General features: G+C 67.7%; 15 protein-coding genes and 1 tRNA gene. 4 read left to right on the top strand and 12 right to left on the bottom strand.

Features of this window, described 5'->3' with window-relative positions:
- The first annotated feature begins 225 nt into the window (after positions 1-225).
- Entirely contained in the window at positions 226-2859 is a 2634-nt protein-coding gene (locus tag GGQ97_RS00425) for a TonB-dependent receptor plug domain-containing protein (protein ID WP_168067133.1), read from the top strand.
- 71 nt (positions 2860-2930) lie between these two features.
- Here the strand turns inward: GGQ97_RS00425 and hspQ are convergent, their stop codons facing one another.
- The gene (gene hspQ / locus GGQ97_RS00420; protein WP_168067132.1) at positions 2931-3305 is read right to left on the bottom strand and encodes a heat shock protein HspQ; all 375 of its coding nucleotides are present in this window, start codon (positions 3303-3305) and stop codon (positions 2931-2933) included.
- Positions 3306-3348: 43 nt separating this feature from the next.
- Positions 3349-4023: an SDR family NAD(P)-dependent oxidoreductase gene (locus tag GGQ97_RS00415; RefSeq protein ID WP_168067131.1), complete on the bottom strand. Its 675-nt coding sequence runs from the start codon at positions 4021-4023 to the stop codon at positions 3349-3351.
- Between the two features lie 141 nt (positions 4024-4164).
- Here GGQ97_RS00415 and GGQ97_RS00410 point away from each other — a divergent pair.
- From GGQ97_RS00410 to GGQ97_RS00400, 3 genes are all read left to right on the top strand, one after another.
- Positions 4165-4254, top strand: a tRNA-Ser gene (locus GGQ97_RS00410).
- 168 nt (positions 4255-4422) lie between these two features.
- On the top strand, positions 4423-5877 hold the full coding sequence (locus GGQ97_RS00405) for an ATPase domain-containing protein (RefSeq protein ID WP_168070564.1): 1455 nt from the start codon (positions 4423-4425) through the stop codon (positions 5875-5877).
- 71 nt (positions 5878-5948) lie between these two features.
- Complete coding sequence (locus GGQ97_RS00400) at positions 5949-7910, top strand: response regulator (RefSeq protein ID WP_168067130.1); 1962 nt, start codon at positions 5949-5951, stop codon at positions 7908-7910.
- Here GGQ97_RS00400 and GGQ97_RS00395 read toward each other — a convergent pair.
- From GGQ97_RS00395 to GGQ97_RS00350, 10 genes are all read right to left on the bottom strand, one after another.
- On the bottom strand, positions 7894-8904 hold the full coding sequence (locus tag GGQ97_RS00395) for a DUF2891 domain-containing protein (RefSeq protein ID WP_168067129.1): 1011 nt from the start codon (positions 8902-8904) through the stop codon (positions 7894-7896). The genes GGQ97_RS00400 and GGQ97_RS00395 overlap by 17 nt on opposite strands.
- A complete protein-coding gene (locus GGQ97_RS00390) occupies positions 8901-9854 on the bottom strand; it encodes a 5-oxoproline transporter, DUF979 family subunit (protein WP_168067128.1) in 954 nt (317 codons plus the stop codon). Before GGQ97_RS00390 ends, GGQ97_RS00395 begins: the two co-directional genes overlap by 4 nt.
- Positions 9851-10522: a DUF969 domain-containing protein gene (locus tag GGQ97_RS00385; protein WP_168067127.1), complete on the bottom strand. Its 672-nt coding sequence runs from the start codon at positions 10520-10522 to the stop codon at positions 9851-9853. The genes GGQ97_RS00390 and GGQ97_RS00385 overlap by 4 nt, the downstream gene beginning before the upstream one ends.
- A complete protein-coding gene (locus GGQ97_RS00380; protein WP_168067126.1) occupies positions 10519-14073 on the bottom strand; it encodes a hydantoinase B/oxoprolinase family protein in 3555 nt (1184 codons plus the stop codon). Before GGQ97_RS00380 ends, GGQ97_RS00385 begins: the two co-directional genes overlap by 4 nt.
- Before the next feature lie 75 nt (positions 14074-14148).
- Entirely contained in the window at positions 14149-14760 is a 612-nt protein-coding gene (eda, locus tag GGQ97_RS00375) for a bifunctional 4-hydroxy-2-oxoglutarate aldolase/2-dehydro-3-deoxy-phosphogluconate aldolase (RefSeq protein ID WP_209022760.1), read from the bottom strand.
- Positions 14757-15728 (bottom strand): glucokinase, encoded by a 972-nt coding sequence (locus tag GGQ97_RS00370; protein WP_168067125.1) that lies wholly within the window; start codon positions 15726-15728, stop codon positions 14757-14759. Before GGQ97_RS00370 ends, eda begins: the two co-directional genes overlap by 4 nt.
- Positions 15725-17542: a phosphogluconate dehydratase gene (edd, locus tag GGQ97_RS00365; RefSeq protein ID WP_168067124.1), complete on the bottom strand. Its 1818-nt coding sequence runs from the start codon at positions 17540-17542 to the stop codon at positions 15725-15727. The genes GGQ97_RS00370 and edd overlap by 4 nt, the downstream gene beginning before the upstream one ends.
- Entirely contained in the window at positions 17535-18977 is a 1443-nt protein-coding gene (gene zwf / locus GGQ97_RS00360) for a glucose-6-phosphate dehydrogenase (RefSeq protein WP_168067123.1), read from the bottom strand. The genes edd and zwf overlap by 8 nt, the downstream gene beginning before the upstream one ends.
- Positions 18977-19882, bottom strand: coding sequence for an alpha/beta hydrolase (locus GGQ97_RS00355; protein ID WP_245197774.1), 906 nt, complete (start codon positions 19880-19882; stop codon positions 18977-18979). The genes zwf and GGQ97_RS00355 overlap by 1 nt, the downstream gene beginning before the upstream one ends.
- Entirely contained in the window at positions 19882-21912 is a 2031-nt protein-coding gene (locus tag GGQ97_RS00350; protein ID WP_168067122.1) for a glycoside hydrolase family 97 protein, read from the bottom strand. The genes GGQ97_RS00355 and GGQ97_RS00350 overlap by 1 nt, the downstream gene beginning before the upstream one ends.

Raw genomic sequence — 21912 nt, 5'->3', positions numbered from 1 at the left:
ACTGGCCCCGGTCGAGGTTTCCCCTCCGCCGGGGCCCTTTCGTGCCTGCGGGAGTGTCGCGCACGGGTCTCAATGTTGCAGCAATACTACATCGCCCTGACAAATGCTGCCGGTCCGGCGCGAACCCCCTTGGCGATGGCGAGGCTTCGGTCATTGTCTTGCTTATCGATGGGTTAACGGCGTCATCGTGGCGTCCTGCTTCCTCATCCACTTGGGGTTCGACACATGACCACTCGCCGTACCAGCGCCTTGCTCCTGACCATCAGCCCGCTTGCACTGCTCGCCGCAGCGCCCGCCGCCGCGCAGCAGAACCAGGAAGCGGTGCAGGAAGCGAACGTCGGCCAGGCCGCGGCCCAGGGCGACACCCCCGACCAGTCCACCATTGTCGTCACCGGCACGCGCCGGAACGACCGAACGGTGGCCGATTCGCCGGTCCCGGTCGACGTCATCTCGGCCGAATCCCTCGGCAATACCGGCTTCACAGAGGTCAATCGCGCGCTCACCCAGGAAGTGCCGAGCTTCAACTTCCCGCAGCCGTCGATCACCGACGGCACGGACGTCATCCGTCCCGCCACGCTGCGCGGGCTCGGGCCTGACCAGACGCTGGTCCTGATCAACGGCAAGCGCCGCCACAGCGCCTCGCTGCTCAACATCAACGGTTCGGTCGGGCGCGGTACCAGCGCGGTCGACATCAACATGATCCCGACCATCGCGCTCAGCCGGGTCGAAGTGCTGCGCGACGGCGCGGCCGCTCAATATGGTTCGGACGCCATCGCCGGGGTCATCAACTTCCAGCTGCGCAGCGCCCGGTCGGGCGGCAAGGCCTCCGTCACCTACGGCAAATATTACACCGACGTCGACGGTGTGCAGAACTACAACGGGGTCCAGGCCAATGCGGACGGTTCGCCCGTCCTCACGCCGGACGGCGTGCTGACGCTCAACTACACCGGCGAGGAGCGCAAGCGGCGCGACGGACGCACGGTCACCCTTGCGGCCGTGGTTGCCATTCCGCTTGGTGCCGAAGGCCAGGTCAACGTCGCCGGCGAATGGCAGGACCGCAATCCGACCAATCGCACCGGCGCCGATCCGCGCCGCCAGTATAATCTGATCGGCACCGCGCTCGACCCGCGTGAGCGCACCATCAACCGCTTCAGCCACCGCTACGGCGATGCCGGCACCGAGGACTACAAGGTCTGGGTCAACGGCGACCACCCGATCGGAAGCGCGGAATATTACTTCTTCGGCAACGCCAACCGCCGCGACGGGCAAAGCGCGGGCTTCTTCCGCCAGCCGCTCAACGCCAACAACATCACGTCCATCTACCCTGACGGCTTCCTGCCGCTGATCAACACCAAGACCATCGATCTGGCGGTCACCGTGGGGCTTCGCGGCGACCTGTCGGGATGGCGCTGGGACGCCTCGCTCCAGCATGGCCGCAACAAGACCGACTTCCTGATCACCAATACCCTCAACCGCTCGCTCGGGCCGACCTCCCCGACCGAGTTCGACAGCGGCGGCCTGCAATATGACCAGACGCTCGCCAACGTCGACGTCACGCGCGATCTGGCGCTCGGGTTCGCGAGCAAGACCAGCCTGTCGCTCGGCGCCGAATATCGCCGTGAGCGCTTCGACATTCGTCCAGGCGAGGTGGGCTCCTACGGCAACGGCACGTTCGGCGGCTCGCCTGGCGCGCAGGTGTTCCCGGGCTTCCAGCCGCTGATCGCCGGCCAGCGCGTCGACCAGCCGCACAGCCGCAACAACAAGTCGCTGTACGCCGAGATCGACAGCGATCTGAGCGACGCGATCAACATCCAGGGCGCCCTGCGCTACGAAAATTACTCGGACTTCGGATCCGACCTCAACTGGAAGCTCGCCGGGCGGCTGGAGCCGGTGAACGGCATCGCCCTTCGCGCCTCGGCCTCATCCGGTTTCCGGGCACCCTCGCTGCAGCAGCAATTCTTCGCGGCCGCATCGACCCAGAATGTCAGCGGCGTCCTGCTCGACACCGTGACCCTTCCGGTCAGCAATCCCGCCGCCAAGGCGCTGGGGGCCAAGGAGCTGACCGCCGAGCAGAGCCAGAGCTACTCCGCCGGCCTAGTGTTCAGCGCGATCCCGCGGCTCAACGTCACGCTGGATATCTACCAGGTCCAGATCGACGACCGCATCGTGGTGACCGAGAATCTCGGTGCGTTCGGGACGACGGCGCAGAATGCGGCGGTTCGCGCGGTACTGGCGGCGGCCGGCTTCCCCACCGTCACCGCGGCCCGCTTCTTCATCAACGGCATCGACACCCGCACCCGCGGCCTCGATTTCGTCACCACCTATCGGGTCGCCGATTTCGTTGGCGGTCGCCTCAACCTGACCGGCGGCTTCAACTACAACAAGACCAAGATCACAAGGAACGCGGCCAACCAGGGGTCGGTTTCGACCATCCCGGGCCTCGTCCTGTTCGGTCGCCAGGAATCGCTGCGCCTCGTGCAGGGGCAGCCGCGGACCAAGATCAACACCTCGCTCGACTTCGAGCGGCAGTGGTTCGGGGCGACCCTTCGCGCCACCCGCTACGGCAAGGTGCTGGCGGCGGGCGCCGATCGCTTCAACGACATCAACCTCGAAGCCAAGACGATCACCGACCTCGAACTGCGGTTCAAGCCGCTCGGCGACCGGATGTCGCTGGCGCTTGGCGGCAACAACATCTTCGACGTCTATCCGACCAAGCTTCCGGTCGGGCGCGGGGTCGATCCCGACACGGGCGCGGCCCGCAATTATTCGGCCAACAACTACTTCCTGCCGTACAGCAGCTTCTCGCCGTTCGGCTTCAACGGACGCTACCTCTACGGCCGGGTCAGCATCGACTTCTGAGGACACAGAAAAGGGCGCCTCTCCGGGTGGGAGAGGCGCCCTTTTTCATGCCTGAAGTACGACGACCAAGCCTAGTGGCGGTGCTGCGGCCTAAGCTTGTAGCGGCCGGATTCGAACGCTTCGAACAGGTTGGCGATCGCCGGATGATCGACCGGCTCATCCTCCTCGTCGACCACAAGGTTCTGCTGCGAGACATAAGCGACGTAGCTGCCGTCCCCATTCTCGGCGAGCAGGTGGTAGAAGGGCTGATCCTTGGACGGCCGGATTTCCATCGGAATCGCCTGATACCATTCCTCGCTGTTGGCGAAGACCGGATCGACGTCGAAGATCACCCCGCGAAAATCGAGCAGGCGGTGGCGCACCACTTCGCCGATGCCGAAGCGGGCGCTGGCGATCGGAGGAGCGGGGATCTCGTCCATAGAGGAGGAACGCGTCTGAAGCGGCATGGGTGCAACTTAAGCCTTCGCCCGCTCTCCGCAAGGGAAAGCCTCAGAACGGGATGGCCTGGCCCTGCCAATCGAAGAAGCCGCCACTGTCGGCAGGCCCCAGCCGCGCGAGGACGTCGGCCAGGCAGTCGGCCGAGTGGCGCGGCGTGAACAGCCGCTCGGCCGCGACATTGGCCTGGAACGGCCGGCTCATGGCGGTGTCGACGGTGCCGGGGTGGAGCGCCACCACCACGCTCTCGGGCCGGCTTCGCGACACCTCGACCGCCGCCGTCCGGACGATCTGGTTCAGCGCCGCCTTGCTCGCTCGGTAGCCGTACCATCCGCCCAGCCGGTTGTCGGCGATGCTCCCGACCCGCGCCGACAGCATCGCCACCTCGACCCGGCCCTCGCGCGCCAGCAGTGGGGCGAAGTGGCGCAGGACCAGTGCCGGACCGACCGTGTTGACCAGGAAGCTGCGCCCCAGCCGCTCGGCGTCGAGGTCGCGCAGGGATCGTTCGGGGGAAAGCCCGTCGTCGTGCAGCAGGCCGGTCGCGACCACCAGCCGCTGCACTGCGGGGAAGGGAAGGCTGTCCGCCGCCGCCGCAATGGAAGCGGGGTCGGCAAGGTCGATGCTGCCGGCCGAACGGGACAGCCGGTGCACGCGGTCGCCCCCCGCCTCGAAGCGGTCGGCAAGCGCTGCACCGATGCCGCCCGAAGCGCCGATCACGATGGTATCCATGGCGCCCGTCAGTGCCGCGGGGCCGCCGACCGGCCAAGCTGGTCCCTTGGGCCCTTTTGCCGCTAGGCAAGGCCCGGAAGCGCTGCTAGTGGACCGCCCGCGACCCCCGGCGAGCAGCCGGGTCCACGTCTTGTTCCTTGCGGAGAGGTGGCTGAGTGGTCGAAAGCACCGCACTCGAAATGCGGCGTGCCTTCACGGGTACCGTGGGTTCGAATCCCACCCTCTCCGCCATGAACCCCGACATCATCCCGGCCCCGGACGACGCGCCCGCCGCTTCGCCTGAACTCGTTCAAGCAGCGGAACAATTTTACGGCCTGATCATTGAGGGTACCTCAAGGTCGTGTACTCTCCCGGCCTCAAGCGTGACGGGAGGTCGAGACGACCCAAGCAATCTCTGGCATCGAAGGGCTCGATGACGTCCTCAGCGGCGGATTCGATCGGGGCCGTGTCTATCTCCTCGAAGGCAGTCCCGGTACGGGCAAGACGACCATCGCGCTGCAATTCCTCCAGTCCGGCGCAAGCCAGGGCGAACGGTGCCTGTACATCACCTTGTCCGAAACCGATGACGAGCTGCGCGCCTCCGCGATCTCGCACGACTGGGACCTGGCCGGCATTTCGATCTACGAACTGGTGCCGCCGGAAAGCCTGCTCGACGATGAGCAGCAGCAAAGCCTGCTCTATTCTTCCGACCTCGAACTTGGCGAAACCACCAAGCGCATCTTTGAAGCATTCGAAGCGACCAATCCCGAGCGCGTGGTTGTCGACAGCCTGTCGGAAATCCGCCTGCTGGCGCAAAACTCGCTTCGCTACCGGCGCCAGATCCTTGCGTTGAAGCATTATTTCGCCAAGCGCAACGCGACGGTGCTGATGCTCGACGACCTCACAACCGACGCCAACGACAAGACCGTGCACTCGGTCGCCCACGGCGTCATCCGGCTGGAGGAGCTCGCCCCCGAATATGGGGCGGAGCGGCGGCGGATGCGGGTCATCAAATATCGCGGCCGGCGCTTTCGCGGAGGGTATCACGACCTCGCGATCGAGACCGGAGGCGTTCGGGTCTACCCTCGCCTGGTCTCGGCGGAGCATCGCAACAGCTTCGACCGGACCGTAATCAGCACCGGCCAGACCACCTTCGACGCCCTGCTCGGGGGCGGCATCGAGCGCAGTTCGAGCGTCCTGATCCTGGGCCCCGCCGGCACCGGCAAGTCGATCACTGCGCTGACCTTCATCCGCAGTGCGATCGGCCGCGGTGAAAAGGCCGCGATGTTCGTGTTCGACGAGGAACTCGGCCTACTGATCGAACGCGCCAAGGCGCTCGGCATCGACCTGCAATCCTTTGTCGATGCGGGGTCGCTGGTGCTCGAGCAGATCGACGCGGCCGAGATGACCCCGGGGCAATTCTCCGCGCGCGTCCGGGCCTGCGTCGAGCAATATGGCGCGCGCACGGTCGTCATCGACAGCCTAAACGGCTACCAGGCCTCCATGCCGGGCGAGCACGCGCTGGTGCTGCACATCCATGAACTGCTGCAGTATCTCAACCGGCAGGGCGCAACGACCTTCCTGACCGTTGCCCAGCATGGCCTGGTCGGCGACATGCGCACTCCGGTCGATGTCACCTATCTTGCCGACACCGTGATCCTGCTCCGTTACTTCGAGGCGCTTGGCCGGGTCCGGCGCGCCATTTCGGTCGTCAAGAAGCGGACCGGCGCGCACGAGGACACTATTCGTGAGTATCGCATCAACGAGGAAGGATTGACCCTCGGCGATCCGCTTCACAACTTCCAGGGGGTTCTCCGGGGCGTGCCGACCATGCTGGACACCGGCAAGCTCATGACGTCGGCCGAGCCCGGTTGAAGCGCACCACCCTTTCGGAACGTGCGCTGGTTCTCGCTCCGCGAGGGCGAGATGCGGCAATCGCCAGCGAAATGCTCCGCGAAGGCGGACTGGAGGCGATGGCCTGCGACACGGTGCCGGGGCTCATTGTCGAGCTTGATCGGGGTGCAGCGTTCGTCGTCGTCACCGAGGAAGCGATCGCTTCGGCCGACCTGCACGGACTGGCGGCGTGGATCGAGGACCAGGAAGAATGGTCGGACCTGCCGTTCGTCCTGCTCACCAGCCGCGGCGGCGGGCTGGAGCGCAACCCGGCGGCGGGACGCTTTCTCGAAGTGCTCGGCAATGTCACCTTCCTGGAGCGCCCGTTCCATCCGACCACCCTTCTCAGCCTCGCGAGATCGGCGCTGCGCGGACGCAAGCGCCAGTATGAGGCGCGCACCAGGCTGGTCGAGCTCAAGGACAGCGAGGAGCGGTTCCGGACCCTGTTCGAGACGATGGACGAAGGCTTCGCGGTCATCGAGTTTATCGACGGACCCGACGGCCCGCTCAGCGACTATGTCCACATCCAGGCCAATCCGGCCTACGAACGCCATGCCGGCATTCCCCAGGTCGTCGGGCAAAAGGTCCGCGAGATGGTCCCGGACGAGGCCGGCGCGTGGGTCGAATTGTACCGGCAGGTCCTCCTGACCGGTGAGCCGATCCGCTTCGAGCGGGAGCTGGTGGCAACCGGGCGGCACCTCGAACTGGCCGCGTTCCGCGTCGAACCGGCAAGCCGCAAGGAGGTCGCCGTCATCTTCCAGGACGTCACCGCCCGGAAGCGCGCCGAGACGGAGTTGATGGAACTCAACCAGACGCTCGAGCGGCGGGTCGAGGAAGAGGTCGCCCAGCGCGAACTCGCAACCTCGCAGCTGCACGAGGCGCAGAAGCTGGAGACGATCGGCCAGCTGACCGGCGGCGTCGCCCACGACATCAACAATCTGCTGACCCCCATCACCGGCGCGCTCGACATGCTGAACCGGCGCTACGGGGCGGACGACCCGCGCTCCGCGCGGCTGCTCGACGGTGCGCTCCAGTCGGCCGAACGGGCCAAGATCCTCGTCAGCCGGCTGCTCGGTTTCGCCCGGCGCCAGGCGCTCGAAACCCGGGCGATCGACATCGCTTCGCTGCTGGAAGGAATGCGCGACCTGGTGGTGAGCTCGATCGGCCCGACCGTCGAACTCCGGCTCCATGCCGGTCACGGGCTGCCGGCGGCCCTTGCCGATGCCAACCAGCTCGAACTGGCTTTGCTCAACCTGTGCGTCAACGCGCGCGATGCGATGAACGGCGCGGGCCTGCTGACGGTCGCCGCCGAACAGGCGATGATCGGCCCCAATCACGGCGGCAAGCTCAAGCCCGGCGCCTATATCCGGATTTCGGTGATCGACGGCGGATCGGGGATGGACGCCGCGACCCTGGCCCGCGCGGTGGAGCCCTTCTTCTCGACCAAGGGTGTCGGCAAGGGCACCGGCCTCGGCCTGTCGATGGTGCATGGCCTCGCCGCCCAGCTCGGCGGTGCGTTCGAGATGAGCAGCGTGGTCGGGCAGGGCACCCGCGCAGACCTTTACCTTCCGGTGGCACAGGCGGCGGCGGACCCGCTTGCGGTCACCCGCAACGAGCTGGTCACGCCGGTGCGCGCACTCAGCATCCTGCTGGTCGACGACGAGGACCTGGTCCGTTCCGGCACCGCCGAGATGCTGCGTGACATCGGCCACCAAGTGCACGAAGCGTCGGGCGGCGCGCAGGCGCTCGCCCTGCTCTCTGGCGGGATCACCGCCGATGCGGTCGTCACCGACTACATGATGCCACGCATGAACGGCGCCGAATTCGCCGCCCATCTCGAGAAGCGCTTTCCCGGACTGCCGGTGATGATCGTCACCGGCTATTCCGGCGGCGACCTTGACTTGCAGATCCCGCAGCTCGCCAAGCCCTTTCGCCAGGCCGATCTCGCCGCGGCGCTCAACCGCCTGGTCGGGGGCGACGACCGCAAGGTTCTGCCCTTCAAGCGGGTGCGCTAGGCGCTTCGTGCGCAAGCACCGCGAGCAGGGCGAAGCTCGCCAGCCAATGCTCGCCGGCATAATCGCCGCTCAGATGGGGCAAGGCGGCGGCGAAATTCGCGTCGGCCAGGCTTGCCAGCAGGGGCTCCGCCGAATGCGGCGCGAGGCGCTGCCGGATCGAGCGCAGCGCCCAGGCGCGGCTGAGGTTGAGGCCGTCAAGATGGGCGGTCTTGCCGTCGCTGCGGTCCGACACGAAGGCGGGCTGGAAGCGCGCCTGAAGGGCCTGGTTGTCGAGCAGGAAGCCCTCGAACCAAGGGGCGAACGCCGCCCGGTCCCTGATCCGCGACATTAACAGGGCGACGCTCAAGGCGGGGGACAGGAACTCGTCGCCGCCCGGCTCCCACCCGCGATAGTCGCGCTCGCCGGCGAAGCAGCGCTCGGCCCAGGCGCTGATCACCGCGATCAATTCGGGATCGTGGGTCTGCGCCCAGTCATACGCCAGGGTCAGCGCGAAGGACGTGTTGAAATGGCTCCCGACCGTGATCGGATAGGTCAACCTGTCGAGATATGCGCGAAGCCGCTCGGCAAAGGCCCGCGAGAGCGGTTCGAGGCGCTTACCCCAGGAGCGATCCTCGTGCCGCTCGGCCTCGGCGTGCAGCGCCAGCATCCAGGCCCAGCCATAAGGCCGCTCGAACCCGCCCGACTGCGGTCGGTAGAGATAAGCGAGTTCGGCGGCGAGCTTGTCCGCGGTGAAGCTGTCGTCGGCGAGGATCGTGATTCGCTCGGCCTCGGGCAGGTCGGGAAACAAGCGGCGGATGGTTAGCAGCGTCCACCAGCCGTGGACGCAACTGTGCCAGTCGAAGCTGCCGAAGAAGACCGGATGCAGCACCCGCGGCGGCACCGCATCGCCGTCGTTGAGCAGCACGTGGTCGAGCTTGTGCGGATATTCCTGCCCGACGTGGCCGAGCGCGATGCCCGCGAACCGCGCCGCCATCTCCCGGCTCGGCCCGCTCATCGGAACGCCGCCACGAAGATGATCACGATGTTCAGCAGCAGCAGCGGCAGGGCCGTCGCGACCTGGGCCTTGATCACCCCATATTGATCCTTGAGCTCGAGCAAGGCGGCGGGGACGAGATTGAAGTTGGCGGCCATCGGGGTCATCAGCGTACCGCAGAAACCCGCCAGCATGCCGACGGCTCCAATCACCGCCGGATCGCCGCCATAATCCTGGATCAGCAGCGGCACGCCGATCGCCGCCGCCATCACCGGGAAGGCGGCAAAGGCATTGCCCATCACCATGGTGAACAGCGCCATGCCGATCCCGAACACCGCCGCGGTAAGGAACACGCTGCCTTCCGGGATGACCGAGCGCGTCAGGCCGCCGATGATGTCGCCCACCCCCGCCGCCGCGAACAATACGCCAAGCGCCGCGAGCATCTGAGGCAGCACCGCCGCCCAGCCGATGGAGTCGATCAGCCGCCGCCCTTCCTGAAGCGGGGCAAGCGCCGGCGGCCGCAGCCAGACGAAGATGGTGACCAGTGCTAGCAGCACGCCGAGGCCGAGCAGCACGTACGTCTCGCGCTTCGCTTCGAACAGGCCCGACGACCCGAGCGGCGAATAATTGTAGAGAAGCGTGCCGAACAGCGCCGTCACCGGGATGATCAGCGCCGGCAGGAACAGCCTGTTTCCGAACCTCGCCGAATAGTCCTCGCGCTCGGCAAAGCTGGTCGTCGCCGGGTTGCCGCGACCGACGAAGCCGAACCCGGCGAGAGCCGCCAGCCCCAGCACCAGCAATCCGTTGCCAAGATCGCCGATGAGATCGCCGGCCAGCAGGCTCAGCGCCATCAAACCCCAGAAGGCGGCATTACCGAAGCGCTTGCCGTTGGTTCGGTCGGCGGCGCTGAGGATGGCGAAGCCGGCGAACATCGCGCCCGCCAGCACGTAGAGCCATTGCAGCGTGATCACTTGCCCGACCTCCTCAGCCGCCGGTCGAGCAGCATCAGCCGCGCCCCGTGGATCAGGAAGGCGAGGATCGCGGTCGGGATCGCCCACACCGCCAGCTGCAGCGGTGCGAGATTGATGCCGTAGGTCGCAAGGGTCGCCTGGATGAGGACGATCGAGCCAATCGCGAAGAAGATGTCCTCACCGAAGAACAGCCCGACATTGTCGGTTGCCGCCGACATCGCCTTCACTTCCTCGGCGGTCTTCTCGTCCAGCTCGCCATGCTCCTTCTCGGCAGCGGCAAGCGCCATCGGCGCGACCAGCGGCCGGACGGTCTGGGCCTGGCCGGCGGTCGAATGGAGGCCGATGGCGGCGGTAATCTGGCGATAGCCGAGGTACAGCAGGAGGAGTTTGCCGGTAGTCGCCTTTTGCATCGACCGGATCAGGGTCGCGGCGCGCTGCTGCAACCCGAACCGCTCCAGCATCCCGATCACCGGCAGCACGATCCAGACGATGGCGATGATCCGGTTGTCGTTGAATGCCTTGCCGAAGGTGGCGACGACTTCCAGCGGGTCGAGTCCCGCCAGCAGCCCGGTCGCCAGAGCCGCCACCGTCACCACCAGCATCGGGTTCAGGCGCAGCGCGAAGCCGGCAACCACCAGCAGGATGCCGAGCAGGGGCCAATAGTTCATGGGCATTCTCCAAACCCGCCGCCGCCGGGCGTCTCGATGATGAAGCGGTCGCCGGGCTGCATGTCGGCCTTGCCGGTCGCGGTCAGCTCCTCGACCGTGCCGTCCGCCCGCTCTACCCAGTTGCGGCCGGGCAGGGCATCGCTTCCGCCGGCCAGCCCCCGGGGCGCAATCCGGCGCCGGTTGGCGAGGATGTTGGCCCGCATCGGTTCGAGGAAGGTCACCTCGCGCACGACCCCGTCGCCGCCCTTGTGCGCGCCTGCTCCGCCCGATCCGCGGCGGATGGCGAAGCGGTCGAGGCGCACCGGAAGCCGCGTTTCCAAGATCTCGGGATCGGTCAGCCGGCTGTTCGTCATGTGGGTCTGCACCGCATCCGTGCCGTCATGGTCGGTGCCGGCACCCGACCCGCCGGCGATGGTCTCGTAATATTGGTGGCGCGCGTTGCCGAAGGTGAAGTTGTTCATGGTGCCCTGCGACGGCGCCAGCCGCCCGGTCGCGGCGAACAGGGCATCGGTGACGACCTGGCTGGTTTCGACATTTCCCGCCACCACCGCGGCGGGATATTCGGGCGACAGCATCGACCTGTCGGGCAGGACCAGGCTCACCGGCCGCAGGCAGCCGTCGTTCAACGGGATGTCGTCGTCCATCAGCGTCCGCACGACATAAAGCGAGGCGGCGCGGGCGATGGCGCGCGGTGCGTTGAAATTGTCGGGACGCTGCGGGCTGGTGCCGGTGAAGTCGAACACCGCCGAACGCGCGGCGCGGTCGACCCGGATAGCGACCTTCACCACCGCGCCATTGTCCATCTCGTAGGCGAAAGCGCCGTCGTCGAGGCTGCCCAGCATCCGCCGCACGCTTTCCTCGGCATTGGCGAGGACGTGGCCCATGTAGGCGGTGACCACCTGCGCACCATAATCGGCTGCGATCCGGCCCAGCATGTCGGCCCCGCGGCTGCAGGCGGCGAGCTGGGCCTTGAGGTCGGCCATGTTGCGGTCGGGGCGACGAACCGGCCATTCGCCGCTGCCGAGCAGCGCCAACATCTCGGCCTCGCGCAAGCGGCCCTCGTCGACCAGCAGTTCGTTGTCGATCAGCACGCCTTCCTGGGTGATCGAGCGGCTTTCCGGCGGCATTGATCCGGGCGCGATCCCGCCGACGTCGGCATGGTGCCCGCGGGCCGCGACGAAGGCGGTCGGCGCCTCGCCCTCGTCGAGGAATAACGGCATGATCACCGTGATGTCCGGCAAGTGGGTCCCGCCGCGATAGGGATCGTTCAGAAGATAAGCGTCGCCGCGTCGGATGCCGCGCCCATCGCGGCGGTCGCCGCGCGCGTCGATGATCGTGCGGATGCTCTCGCCCATCGACCCCAGGTGCACCGGGATATGCGGCGCGTTGGCGATCAGCGCTCCTTGCGCGTCGAACAATGCGCAGGAGAAATCGAGCCTCTCCTTGATGTTGACCGAGGTGGCGGTCGCCTGCAGCGCGACGCCCATCTCCTCGGCCACCGCCATGAACAGGTTGTTGAAGATCTCCAGCCGGACCGGATCGACTTCGCTGCCGATCGTGCGGCGGGCCTGCAACGGCTGCGTGCGCGACAGCAGCAACGTCCCGTCGTGCGCGCGTTCGGCGACCCAGCCGGGTTCGACCACCGTGGTCGAGGACGCATCGAGGATCAGTGCGGGGCCGGCGACCTGCTGCGCTTCCGACAAGGCATCGCGCTGGTAGCAGGACCAGTCGCCGTGACGCGTGGCTTCCGCCCCGGGGCCCGCGGGATGCGCCAGCGCCGTCGGCAGCCCCGACCCGCCGACCGCTTCCGCGACCAAGGCTTCGACAATGACCGGCGAGCCCTCGTCGGTGTAGCCGAACCGTTGCCGATGCACGGCATGGAAGTCCGCGGCCAGCGCCTCCTGCCCGGCAACGGGCAACTCGATCGACGTATCGCTGCCTTCCAGCCGAAGCCGCGCCCGTTCGGCGATCCTGATGCTGTCCGGCGCGACGGCCTGGGCCTCCAGCGCCTCCCGCGCCTCGCCGGTCAGTGCGCCGAGGGCCTCGGCATGGCTCGTGCCGAGCGGTTGGCGCCAGCTGCGCTCGCGGATGACCTTGCGCTCGGCAAGGCCGATGCCGAACGCCGACAGCACCCCGGCCAGCGGGTGGATCAGGATGCGCTCCATCCCCAGCCGGTCGGCAACGGCGCAGGCGTGCTGCCCACCCGCTCCGCCGAAGCAGGCAAGGGTGTAGCGGCCGACGTCATGCCCGCGCGCGACCGAGATCTTGCGGATGGCGGCAACCATGTTCTCGTTGGCGATGGCGAGGAACCCCTCGGCGATCTCCACCGTCGTGAGGTGCTTGCCGGTGGCGGCCTGCACCGCGCTCGCGACGTCCTCGACGCGGGCAAGGGCGGCCGCGCGGTCGAGCGGCTGGTCGCCGTTCGGCCCGAACACCGCCGGGAACAGCTCGGGCACGATCCGGCCCAGCACCAGGTTGCAGTCGGTCACCGTGAGCGGCCCGCCCGCGCGGTAGCAGGCCGGGCCCGGCTGCGCCCCGGCGCTCTCCGGGCCGACCCGGAAGCGCATGCCGTCGAAGCGGCAGACCGACCCGCCGCCCGCCGCCACCGTGTGGATCTGCATCATCGGCGCACGGACCCGCACGCCCGCGACCAGGCTTTCCTCCGCCAGTTCGAGTTGCCCGGCATAATGCGACACGTCGGTGGAGGTCCCCCCCATGTCGAAGCCGATCAGCCGCTCCTCGCCATGGGCCGCGCCGGCCGCCACCATGCCGACCACCCCGCCGGCCGGGCCGGACAGGATCGCATCCTTGCCGCGAAAGGCGGTCGCCGCCGCCAGTCCGCCGTTCGACTGCATGAAGCTCAGTTCCGCCCCGTCGCCCAGCCCGGCCGCGACCCGGTCGACATAGCGGCGCAGCACCGGCGACAAATAGGCGTCGGCTACCGTCGTGTCGCCGCGGCTGACGAACTTGATCAGCGGGGCGACCTCACGGCTGGCCGATACCTGCGCAAAGCCCATCGCGCGGGCCAGTTCGGCCAGCCGATGCTCGTGCGCCGGATACGCCCAGCCGTGCATCAGGATGATCGCAAGGCTGTCGAAGCCCTGCTCGCGCAAGGCCTGCAGCGCCGTCTGCGCCTTGGGCTCGTCCAGCGGGACCAGCACCTCGCCATCCGCCGCTACCCGCTCCGGCACCTCGGCGACGGCCGAATAGAGCATGGTGGGCAGGACGATATGGCGGGCGAAGATCTCCGGCCGCGCCTGCGTCCCGATCCGCAGCACGTCGGCAAAGCCGCTGGTCGTCACCAGCGCGGTGCGCTCGCCCTTGCGCTCCAGCAGGGCATTGGTGGCGACGGTGGTGCCCATCCGCACGGAAGCGAGGGTTCCGCCTTCCTCGCCCAGCACTTGGCGGATCGCTTCCAGCGCGGCATCGTCATAGCGGTCGGGCCGCTCGGACAGCAGCTTGAGTATGCGCTGCCGGCCATCCGAACTGGTGGCGATGACGTCGGTGAAGGTGCCACCCCGGTCGATGGCGAACGACCATGAGCGGTTCACCCCCGCCTTTCAGCATAGGGCGTTGGTCCGCTCAAGGGGCAGGGGCTGGAAAAGCGTGTCGAACGGCGGGTGGCGTCAGCCCCGGGCGAAGGAAGCGGCGCGGGCCGCGCTCTCCCCGATGGCGGCCAGGCTCATGCCCTTTTTCACCATCCAGCTGCCCCCGATGCAGGTGACCGCCGGCTCGGCCAGCCAGTCGGGCGCAGTCGCTTCGGTGATCCCGCCGGTGGGGCAGAAGCGAACCTGGCCGAACGGCGCCGCAAGCGCGCGCAGCGCCGGAAGTCCGCCCGACGCCTCGGCCGGGAAGAACTTGAAGCGGGTCAGGCCAAGGTCGAGCCCGCGCATGATGTCGCCGGCGGTGGCGACTCCGGGAAGATAGGCGAGCCCGGTCGAGGCGACGGCGCGGGTCAGTCCCTTGGTCAGGCCCGGCGCGACGATGAAGCGGGCGCCGGCCTCGCGCGCTTCGAACAATTGCCACTCGTTGAGTACCGTGCCGGCCCCGACGATCGCGCCCTTGACCCCCGCCATCGCGCGGATCGCGCCCAGCGCCTGCGGGGTCCGCAAGGTGACTTCGAGCACCGGAAGGCCCGCCTCGACCAGGGTTTCGGCCAGCGCGACCGGATCATGTTCGCCGTCGAGCACCAGGACGGGGATGACCGGTGCGGCGTACATCACCTCTTCGAGGGTCATGCGAATTTCCTCGCAAAGGCCGCGGCGGCGCCGAACAGGCCCGGTTGCGGGTGGGTGATGAGCTTGACGGGCAGCGCGTCCATCCGTCGCTCGAACCGACCTTTTGCGATGAACCGGTCGCGAAAGCCAGAGCGGGGCAGGTGGTCCTTGAGGCGGTATCCAAGGCCTCCGCCGATGGCTACCGCCGCCGCGCCCTGCGCCAGCGCAAGGTCGCCCGCAACCGCGCCAAGCGTCAGGCAAAAGCGGTCGAGCGCAGCCGCAGCAAGGCTGTCGCTGCCCGCCATCGCAGCGCCCCACAGTTCCTTCTCTTCGCGAATGGAAGTGGGCCGGTTCTCGAGGCTGGCTAGCGCTTCGTAGAGGTTCATCAGACCGCGCCCCGACAGGATCCGCTCGACCGACACCCGGCGAAAGCTCTTGCGAAGCTCGGAAAGGATGCGGTCCTCAAGCGCGTCCAAAGGCGCGAAGTCGATATGTCCGCCTTCGGTCTCGATCACCTGCGCGCCGCCCTTTCCGAGCAGCAGGCCGGCGACGCCAAGCCCGGTGCCGGGGCCAAGGATGGTGACCATGCCTTCGGCCGGAAGCGGCTCATCGGGACCGCACAGGTGGGTGTAGGCGCTGCCGTCGAACGCGGCGACGGCAGAAGCCACCGCACCGAAGTCGTTCACCACCACATAGTCGCTGACCCCAAGCTTCTCGGGGATCAGCGCGGGGCGGATCACCCACGGATTGTTGGTGAGCTTCAGCAGCTCGCCGCCGACGGGCCCTGCGAAACTGATCGCAAGGGACGGGGGCAGTGGCTCCCCGGCGATCCGGGCGAATTCCTCCCACGCAAGCTGGAAGCTGCCGTGGTCGGCAGTGCGCAGGGTCACCGGCTCGTCCATCGCGACCACGCGGTCGCCGTCGATGGTGGCAAGCGCGAAGCGGGCGTGCGTGCCGCCGATGTCGGCGGAAACGATGCGGCGGGTCATAGGGCTTCGTTGTCCATGGCGTGGAGCATGGCGGACGCACCGCGCTCGGCATCGTCGGCGGTGCCGCGCATCAGCGCGAACAACTCGCGCCCGGTTCCGACCGGCGGGGGCGGGGCAGTGGCGGGCTCGCGATCGGCAAGGTCGACGTCGATCACCTCGAGCAGCCCCTGGTTGGCGCAGACCCGCACCAAGTCTCCATCGCGGATACGGCTCAGCGGTCCGCCGCCCAGCGCTTCGGGCGAGACGTGGATCGCGGCCGGCACCTTGCCGCTGGCGCCGCTCATCCGGCCGTCGGTGACCAAAGCGACCCGGAAGCCGCGGTCCTGTAGCACGCCGAGCGGCGGGGTCAGTTTGTGCAGTTCGGGCATGCCATTGGCGCGCGGGCCCTGGAAACGGACCACCACCACGACGTCGCGTTCGAGCTCTCCGGCCTGGAAAGCCTTCAGCACCTCGTTCTGGTCGGAAAAGACGCGGGCCGGCGCCTCGATGGTCCAGCGCGCCGGATCGACCGCGCTGGTCTTGAGCGTCGCGCGCCCGAGATTGCCCTTCACCAGCCGCATCCCGCCATCGGCCAGGAACGGCTCGCTGACCGGCCGCAGCATGGTGTCGTTGCGGCTCTCGGTGACTTCGCGCCAGACCAGGCTGTCGCCGTCCATTTCGGGATGCGAGGTCCAGGCCGCGAAATCGTCGGCGCCGGCGGCCAGGATGTCGGTATGCAGCAACCCCGCGGCGCCAAGCTCGCGCGCGACAAAGGCGATACCGCCGGCATAATGGAAGTCGTTCACGTCGCCCGAGCCGTTGGGATAGACCCGCGCCAGCAAGGGCACCGCGGCCGAGAGATCGTCGAAGTCCTGCCAGTCGATGTGGATGCCGGCCGCGCGCGCGATCGCCGGCAGGTGGATCGCATGATTGGTCGACCCGCCGGTCGCCATCAGCCCGATCATCGCGTTGACGATCGCCCGCTCGTCGACGCAGGCACCGAGCGGTCGCTCCTTGGCGCTGGCCAGTTCGACCACCCGGTGCACGGCGGCGCGGGTCAGCGCCTGGCGCAGGCCGCTTCCGGGCTGGACGAAGGCGCTGTTGGGCACGTGCAGGCCCATCAGCTCCATCATCATCTGGTTGCTGTTGGCTGTGCCGTAGAAGGTGCAGGTGCCGGGCGAATGATAGCTTGCGCTTTCCGATGCCAGCAGTTCGTCGCGACCGACCTTGCCCTCGGCATAGAGCTGGCGGATGCGTTGCTTTTCCTTGTTGGGCAGGCCCGACGGCATCGGCCCGCCGGGCACCAGCAGCATCGGCAGGTGCCCGAAGCGCAGCGCGCCGATCAGCAGGCCGGGCACGATCTTGTCGCAGATGCCGAGCAGCGCCGCGCCCTCGAACATGCCGTGGCTCAGCGCCACCGCGGTGCTCATCACGATGACATCGCGGCTGAACAGCGACAGGTCCATACCGTCCTGCCCTTGGGTGACGCCATCGCACATCGCCGGCACCCCGCCCGCGACCTGCGCCGTGGCGCCGACCTCGCGGGCCCAGATCTTCATCTGCTCGGGAAAGCGGGCATAGGGCTGATGGGCCGACAACATGTCGTTGTAACTGGTGACGATCCCGATGTTCGGCCCGGCGGCCGTGCGGATCGCGTCCTTGTCGCCTTCGGCCGCGGCAAAGCCGTGCGCAAAGTTGCCGCAACTCATCCGCCCGCGCGAGATGCCACGCTCGGCCTGCGCCGCCATCAGTTCGAGGTAGCGCTTCCGGCCCGGCCTGGACCGCTCGATAATGCGGTCGGTCACCGCCGCGATGCGCGGATCGAGCCTAGTCATTCCAGCTTCTCCCGTCGCGCTCGATCAGGGCGATCGCGGCGGACGGGCCCCAATTGCCGGCGGCGTAGGGCCGCGGGCTGGTGCCGGCGCCCTCCCAGACGGCGCGGATCCCGTCGATCCACTGCCACTGGGCCTCGACCTCGTCGCGGCGCACGAACAGGGTGGGGTCGCCCTCGACCAGGTCGAGCAGCAGCCGTTCGTAGGCGATCCGGCGGCGGACGTCGGCGAAGGCGTCGGCCTGCTCGATGTCGAGCTCGACCTCGCGCAGGCGGATGCCGCCGCGGTCGAGCCCCGGCTGCTTGGCCATCAGCTCCAGCGTGATGTTCTCTTCGGGCTGGATGGCGATGATCAGGCGATTGGGCGCGGCCCGTGCCCCGCGCGAGGCGAACATCGAGTGCGGGAGCGCGCGAAACTGGATGGCGATCTCGGTCCGGCGATCGGGAAGCCGCTTGCCGGTCCTGAGATAGAAGGGGACGCCGGCCCAGCGCCAGTTGTCTACATGCGCCTTCAGCGCGACAAAGGTCTCGGTCCCGCTCGCTCCGCCCAGTTCCTCGGCATAGGCGGGCACCGGTTTTCCGCCCACCGCGCCGGCCCCGTATTGGCCGGTGACGCTGTCCTCGGAGCGGATCGGCCGGAGCGAGCGCAGCACCTTGACCTTCTCGTCGCGTACGGCGGTCGCGTCGAGCTGCGAGGGGGGCTCCATCGCCACCAGCGCCAGCAGCTGCAGCATGTGGTTCTGGACCATGTCGCGCAGCGCGCCGGCCCCGTCGTAATAATCGGCCCGGCCTTCCAGCCCGACCGTCTCGCTGACAGTGATCTGTACGTGGTCGATATGCGCACTGCTCCACACCGGTTCGAACAACAGGTTGGCGAAGCGCAGGGCGAGGAGGTTCTGGACGGTTTCCTTGCCGAGGTAATGGTCGATCCGGAACGTCCGCTCCTCGGGGAAGGCTGCGGCAACGGCATCGTTGATCGAGCGGCTCGAGGCGAGGTCGCTCCCGAGCGGCTTCTCGAGCGCGAGGCGGACATGCGGGCCGGCAAGGCCCACCGCCTCGAGATTGTCGATGGTCGGCTTGAAGAGGGACGGGGCGGTCGACAGGAAGATGGCCGTCTCGCCGCCCGCCGGCACCGCCGCGGCAAGCCGCTGGTAGCCCGCCGCGTCGGTCGCATCGAGCGTGACATAGGTCAGCAGGGCGAGGAACGCCCCCATCGCCGCATCGTCGATGAAGGTGGCAGGCACATGCGCTTCCAGCGCGGCACGGGCGTGGGCCCGGAAGCTCGCATCGTCGTGCGCCGAGCGCGAGGTGGCGACGATCTTGAGGTCCACGGGCAGCAGCCCGTCGCGATGAAGCGCGTAGAGGGAAGGGAGGAGCATGCGCGCGGCAAGATCACCGGTCGCGCCAAACAGGATCAGGGTCGTCGCTTTGTCAGGCACTAAGGCTTCCAGTCCGAGAGCAGCCAGCCGAGGATCTCCGGCAATCGTGCTGCCCACGCATTCTCCTCATGCGCGGTGCCCTTGTAAACGCGGCTTTCAAAATCCTTGCCGCGCATCCAGCCCGCACTGGCGACGCTTTCGTCGAGCACCGCCTGATAGGGAGCATAGCCGGCATCCAGCGTCTCGGTGCCGTGGTCCATCCAAAGCTTGCGTCCACGCGGCGCGCCCAGCCGGCTGGCGACGTAGCGCCGCCAGTCGGCCTTCACCATCTCGGCCATCTGGGGCTGCTGCGTCAGCAGGCCGGGATCGACCAAGGGCGAGTGGGTCGACACCGCCGCCGCCTTGCCGAAGATGTCGGCCCGCTCTGTCAGCGCATACAGGCTGATCAGCCCGCCCATGCTGCTTCCCGCCACAGCGGTGAAGCGGGGCTGCGGCCGGGTGCGATAGTCGCGGTCGATCCGCGGCTTCAGCGTGCCCGCGAGGAAGGTCAGATAGTCGTCACCGGCAAGCTTCCCCTTGGCGAAGCCGGCGATCCCCTTGGCGAATTCGGGATTAGCGACCCGGGTCGGGAAATAGCGCAGGTAGCGCGGGGCGCCCGGATGATCGACTGCGACGATCATGAACGGAGCAACCTCGCGCGCGGCGATCAGCTTCAGTGCCGCCTTGTCCGCCGCCCAGACCTTGTTGAAGCCCGAACGCTTGGGAAAGAAGACGTTCTGCCCGTCGTGCATGTAGAGCACCGGGTAGCGGCGGCCGGGCGCGCGGTCGTATCCGAGCGGAAGCCAGACGGTGACATGGACCTGGCCGATATCGGCCGGCTGGTCGAACTCGACGAAGCGGCCCTGCGCGCCGGCCGGCGAGACCAGGACGAAGATCAGCGCCGCGATGGCGAGCAGCCACCGCATCAGCGGCCAAGCCTCACGAAGCGAACCGCAAAGCCGCCGCCCGGCGCCATCCGCACCGCCATCCGGTCGGCGGCGGTGACGGTCCGCTTCTCGATCGCGATCGCACGCGGGTTGGTGCGGAAATCGGCGCCCTCTCCGTCGCGATAAATCTCCGCCCGGTAGCGCTTGCCGGCCTCGAGGAAGGTCAGCGGGAGGTTGAGGTCACGGCCTTCCTCGTTGGTGATCCCGCCGAGGAACCAGGTCGGGGCGCCACGCTCCTTGCGCGCGATGACCCCGTAGCCGCCGACCTCACCGGCCAGCATGCGGGTATCGTCCCAGTCGACTGCGACGTCCTTGATGAACTGGAAGGGGCCGGGGTTCTTCTCGTAATTCTCGGGCAGGTCGGCCGCCATCTGGATCGGCGAGGCGACCGTCACGTAATAGGCCAGCTGCCGGGCAAGGGTCGAAGGGATCGGTGTGTCACCGCGACCCATCAGGCTGAGGATGCCGGGGGTGAAGTCCATCGGTCCGGCCAGCAGCCGTGTGAACAGCAATTCGGTGTCGTAGCGCGGCGGGTTCTTGGGATCGCCCCACGCATTATATTCCATGCCGCGCTGGCCTTCGCGGCTGACCCAGTTGGGATAGGTGCGGCGCAGGCCCGTGTCCTTGATCGGCTCATGCGGGTTGATCGCGATCCGGCGCTTGGCAGCCTCGGTCACCACGTTCAGGTGGTGGCGGCTCATCACCTGGCCCTCGTGCCATTCGAACACCTTGCGGCCGTTGGCGTCGAGCGCCTGCACGCCGCCGGCGTCGGAAACGTAGCCGGTCTTGATCGCTTCCATGTTCATCGACCGGGCATAGTCCATCGCTGACCCGAGCTGACGTTCGTAATTGGCGATGTTGGCGCTGGTCTCATGGTGCCCGATGATGTGGACACCCTTGCGCTTGCCATAAGCGGCAAGGCTCTTGATGTCGTAATCGGGATAGGGCTCGGTGAAGCTGAAATCGTCGCCGGTCGCGAACCAGTCGCCGTCCCACCCCTTGTTCCAGCCCTCGACCAGCACACCGCGGAAGCCGTGCTTCGCCGCGAAATCGATCATCTTGCGGGTGTAGGCGGTGGTCGCGCCATGCTTGGGTCCCGACGCCCAGGTCTGCGTGTCGAGGTGCATTCCCCACCACACGCCGACATATTTCTGCGGCTTCACCCAGCTGACGTCGCCCAGCTTGTTGGGCTCGTTGAGGTTCAGGATTTCCTTGTTGGCGTGGTAGAGCGAGGGCGCGTCGGGCGCGATCAGGATCACCCGCCACGGCGTTTCGAACGGCGTGTCGCGCACCACTTTCGGCCCGCTCGACGAGGGCGTCAGGTCGGCCTTCATCAGCCCGCCCTGCACATGGGCGACGTTCATGCCCGAATAGTCGACCAGTGATGCTTCGTGGATCGCGACATGGATCCCGTCGTCGCGGCGGATGGTGAAGGGTGTCTGCGCGGTGCCGACGCCGGTGATCGGGGTATCGTTGTAGAGATATTCCTCGCGGTTGCTCTCATACGCCGGCGCCCACCAGGCGCGGCCGGTCCCGAGGACCCGGAACTGGGTCAGTTCCTCGACGATGTTGGCGGTCTTGAGGTTCTCCTGCTCGGGCAGCTCGTAGCGGAAAGCGACCGCGTCATCGAACAGCCGGAAGCGGACCCGCATCGTGCGGCGCAGCTTGTCCTTTTCCTGGAAAGTCAGCGCCACTTCGTTGTGGTGGTCGCGGACCTGCCGCCACTCGCCCCACGGCTGCTCCCACGTGCTGTCGACCTTGGCCTCGGTCTTGGCCTTGAGCTCCATGTTGCGGAGCATCTGGCGGCTGTCGCTGAACAGGAAGCCGAGATGGCTTTCGCCGATCACCGGCGTTTGCCCGCGGGCCACCGCATAGCCGACCCGGCCCTCGCCATTGGTCGTGACCGTCAGCGTCAGCGTCCCCGACGGCGAGGTGGCGGTCGCCACATTGGTTTGGGCGACGACCGGCGCGGTCAGCGACAGGGCTGCAAGGGCTAGCAGGATACGCAT

It is taken from the genome of Sphingomonas kaistensis (assembly GCF_011927725.1).
Classification (GTDB): Bacteria; Pseudomonadota; Alphaproteobacteria; order Sphingomonadales; family Sphingomonadaceae; genus Sphingomicrobium; species Sphingomicrobium kaistense.
The sequence above is the reverse complement of the archived record's forward strand: the minus strand, read 5'-3'. Positions and strand labels throughout refer to the sequence as shown.

What these genes read in the sequence shown, in the direction of transcription:
- GGQ97_RS00425 (WP_168067133.1), top strand. Translation starts at nt 226, where the DNA reads ATGACCACTCGCCGTACCAGCGCCTTGCTCCTGACCATCAGCCCGCTT.
- hspQ (WP_168067132.1), bottom strand. Translation starts at nt 3,305, where the DNA reads ATGCCGCTTCAGACGCGTTCCTCCTCTATGGACGAGATCCCCGCTCCT.
- GGQ97_RS00415 (WP_168067131.1), bottom strand. Translation starts at nt 4,023, where the DNA reads ATGGATACCATCGTGATCGGCGCTTCGGGCGGCATCGGTGCAGCGCTT.
- GGQ97_RS00400 (WP_168067130.1), top strand. Translation starts at nt 5,949, where the DNA reads ATGCTCCGCGAAGGCGGACTGGAGGCGATGGCCTGCGACACGGTGCCG.
- GGQ97_RS00395 (WP_168067129.1), bottom strand. Translation starts at nt 8,904, where the DNA reads ATGAGCGGGCCGAGCCGGGAGATGGCGGCGCGGTTCGCGGGCATCGCG.
- GGQ97_RS00385 (WP_168067127.1), bottom strand. Translation starts at nt 10,522, where the DNA reads ATGAACTATTGGCCCCTGCTCGGCATCCTGCTGGTGGTTGCCGGCTTC.
- eda (WP_209022760.1), bottom strand. Translation starts at nt 14,760, where the DNA reads ATGACCCTCGAAGAGGTGATGTACGCCGCACCGGTCATCCCCGTCCTG.
- GGQ97_RS00370 (WP_168067125.1), bottom strand. Translation starts at nt 15,728, where the DNA reads ATGACCCGCCGCATCGTTTCCGCCGACATCGGCGGCACGCACGCCCGC.
- edd (WP_168067124.1), bottom strand. Translation starts at nt 17,542, where the DNA reads ATGACTAGGCTCGATCCGCGCATCGCGGCGGTGACCGACCGCATTATC.
- GGQ97_RS00355 (WP_245197774.1), bottom strand. Translation starts at nt 19,882, where the DNA reads ATGCGGTGGCTGCTCGCCATCGCGGCGCTGATCTTCGTCCTGGTCTCG.
- GGQ97_RS00350 (WP_168067122.1), bottom strand. Translation starts at nt 21,912, where the DNA reads ATGCGTATCCTGCTAGCCCTTGCAGCCCTGTCGCTGACCGCGCCGGTC.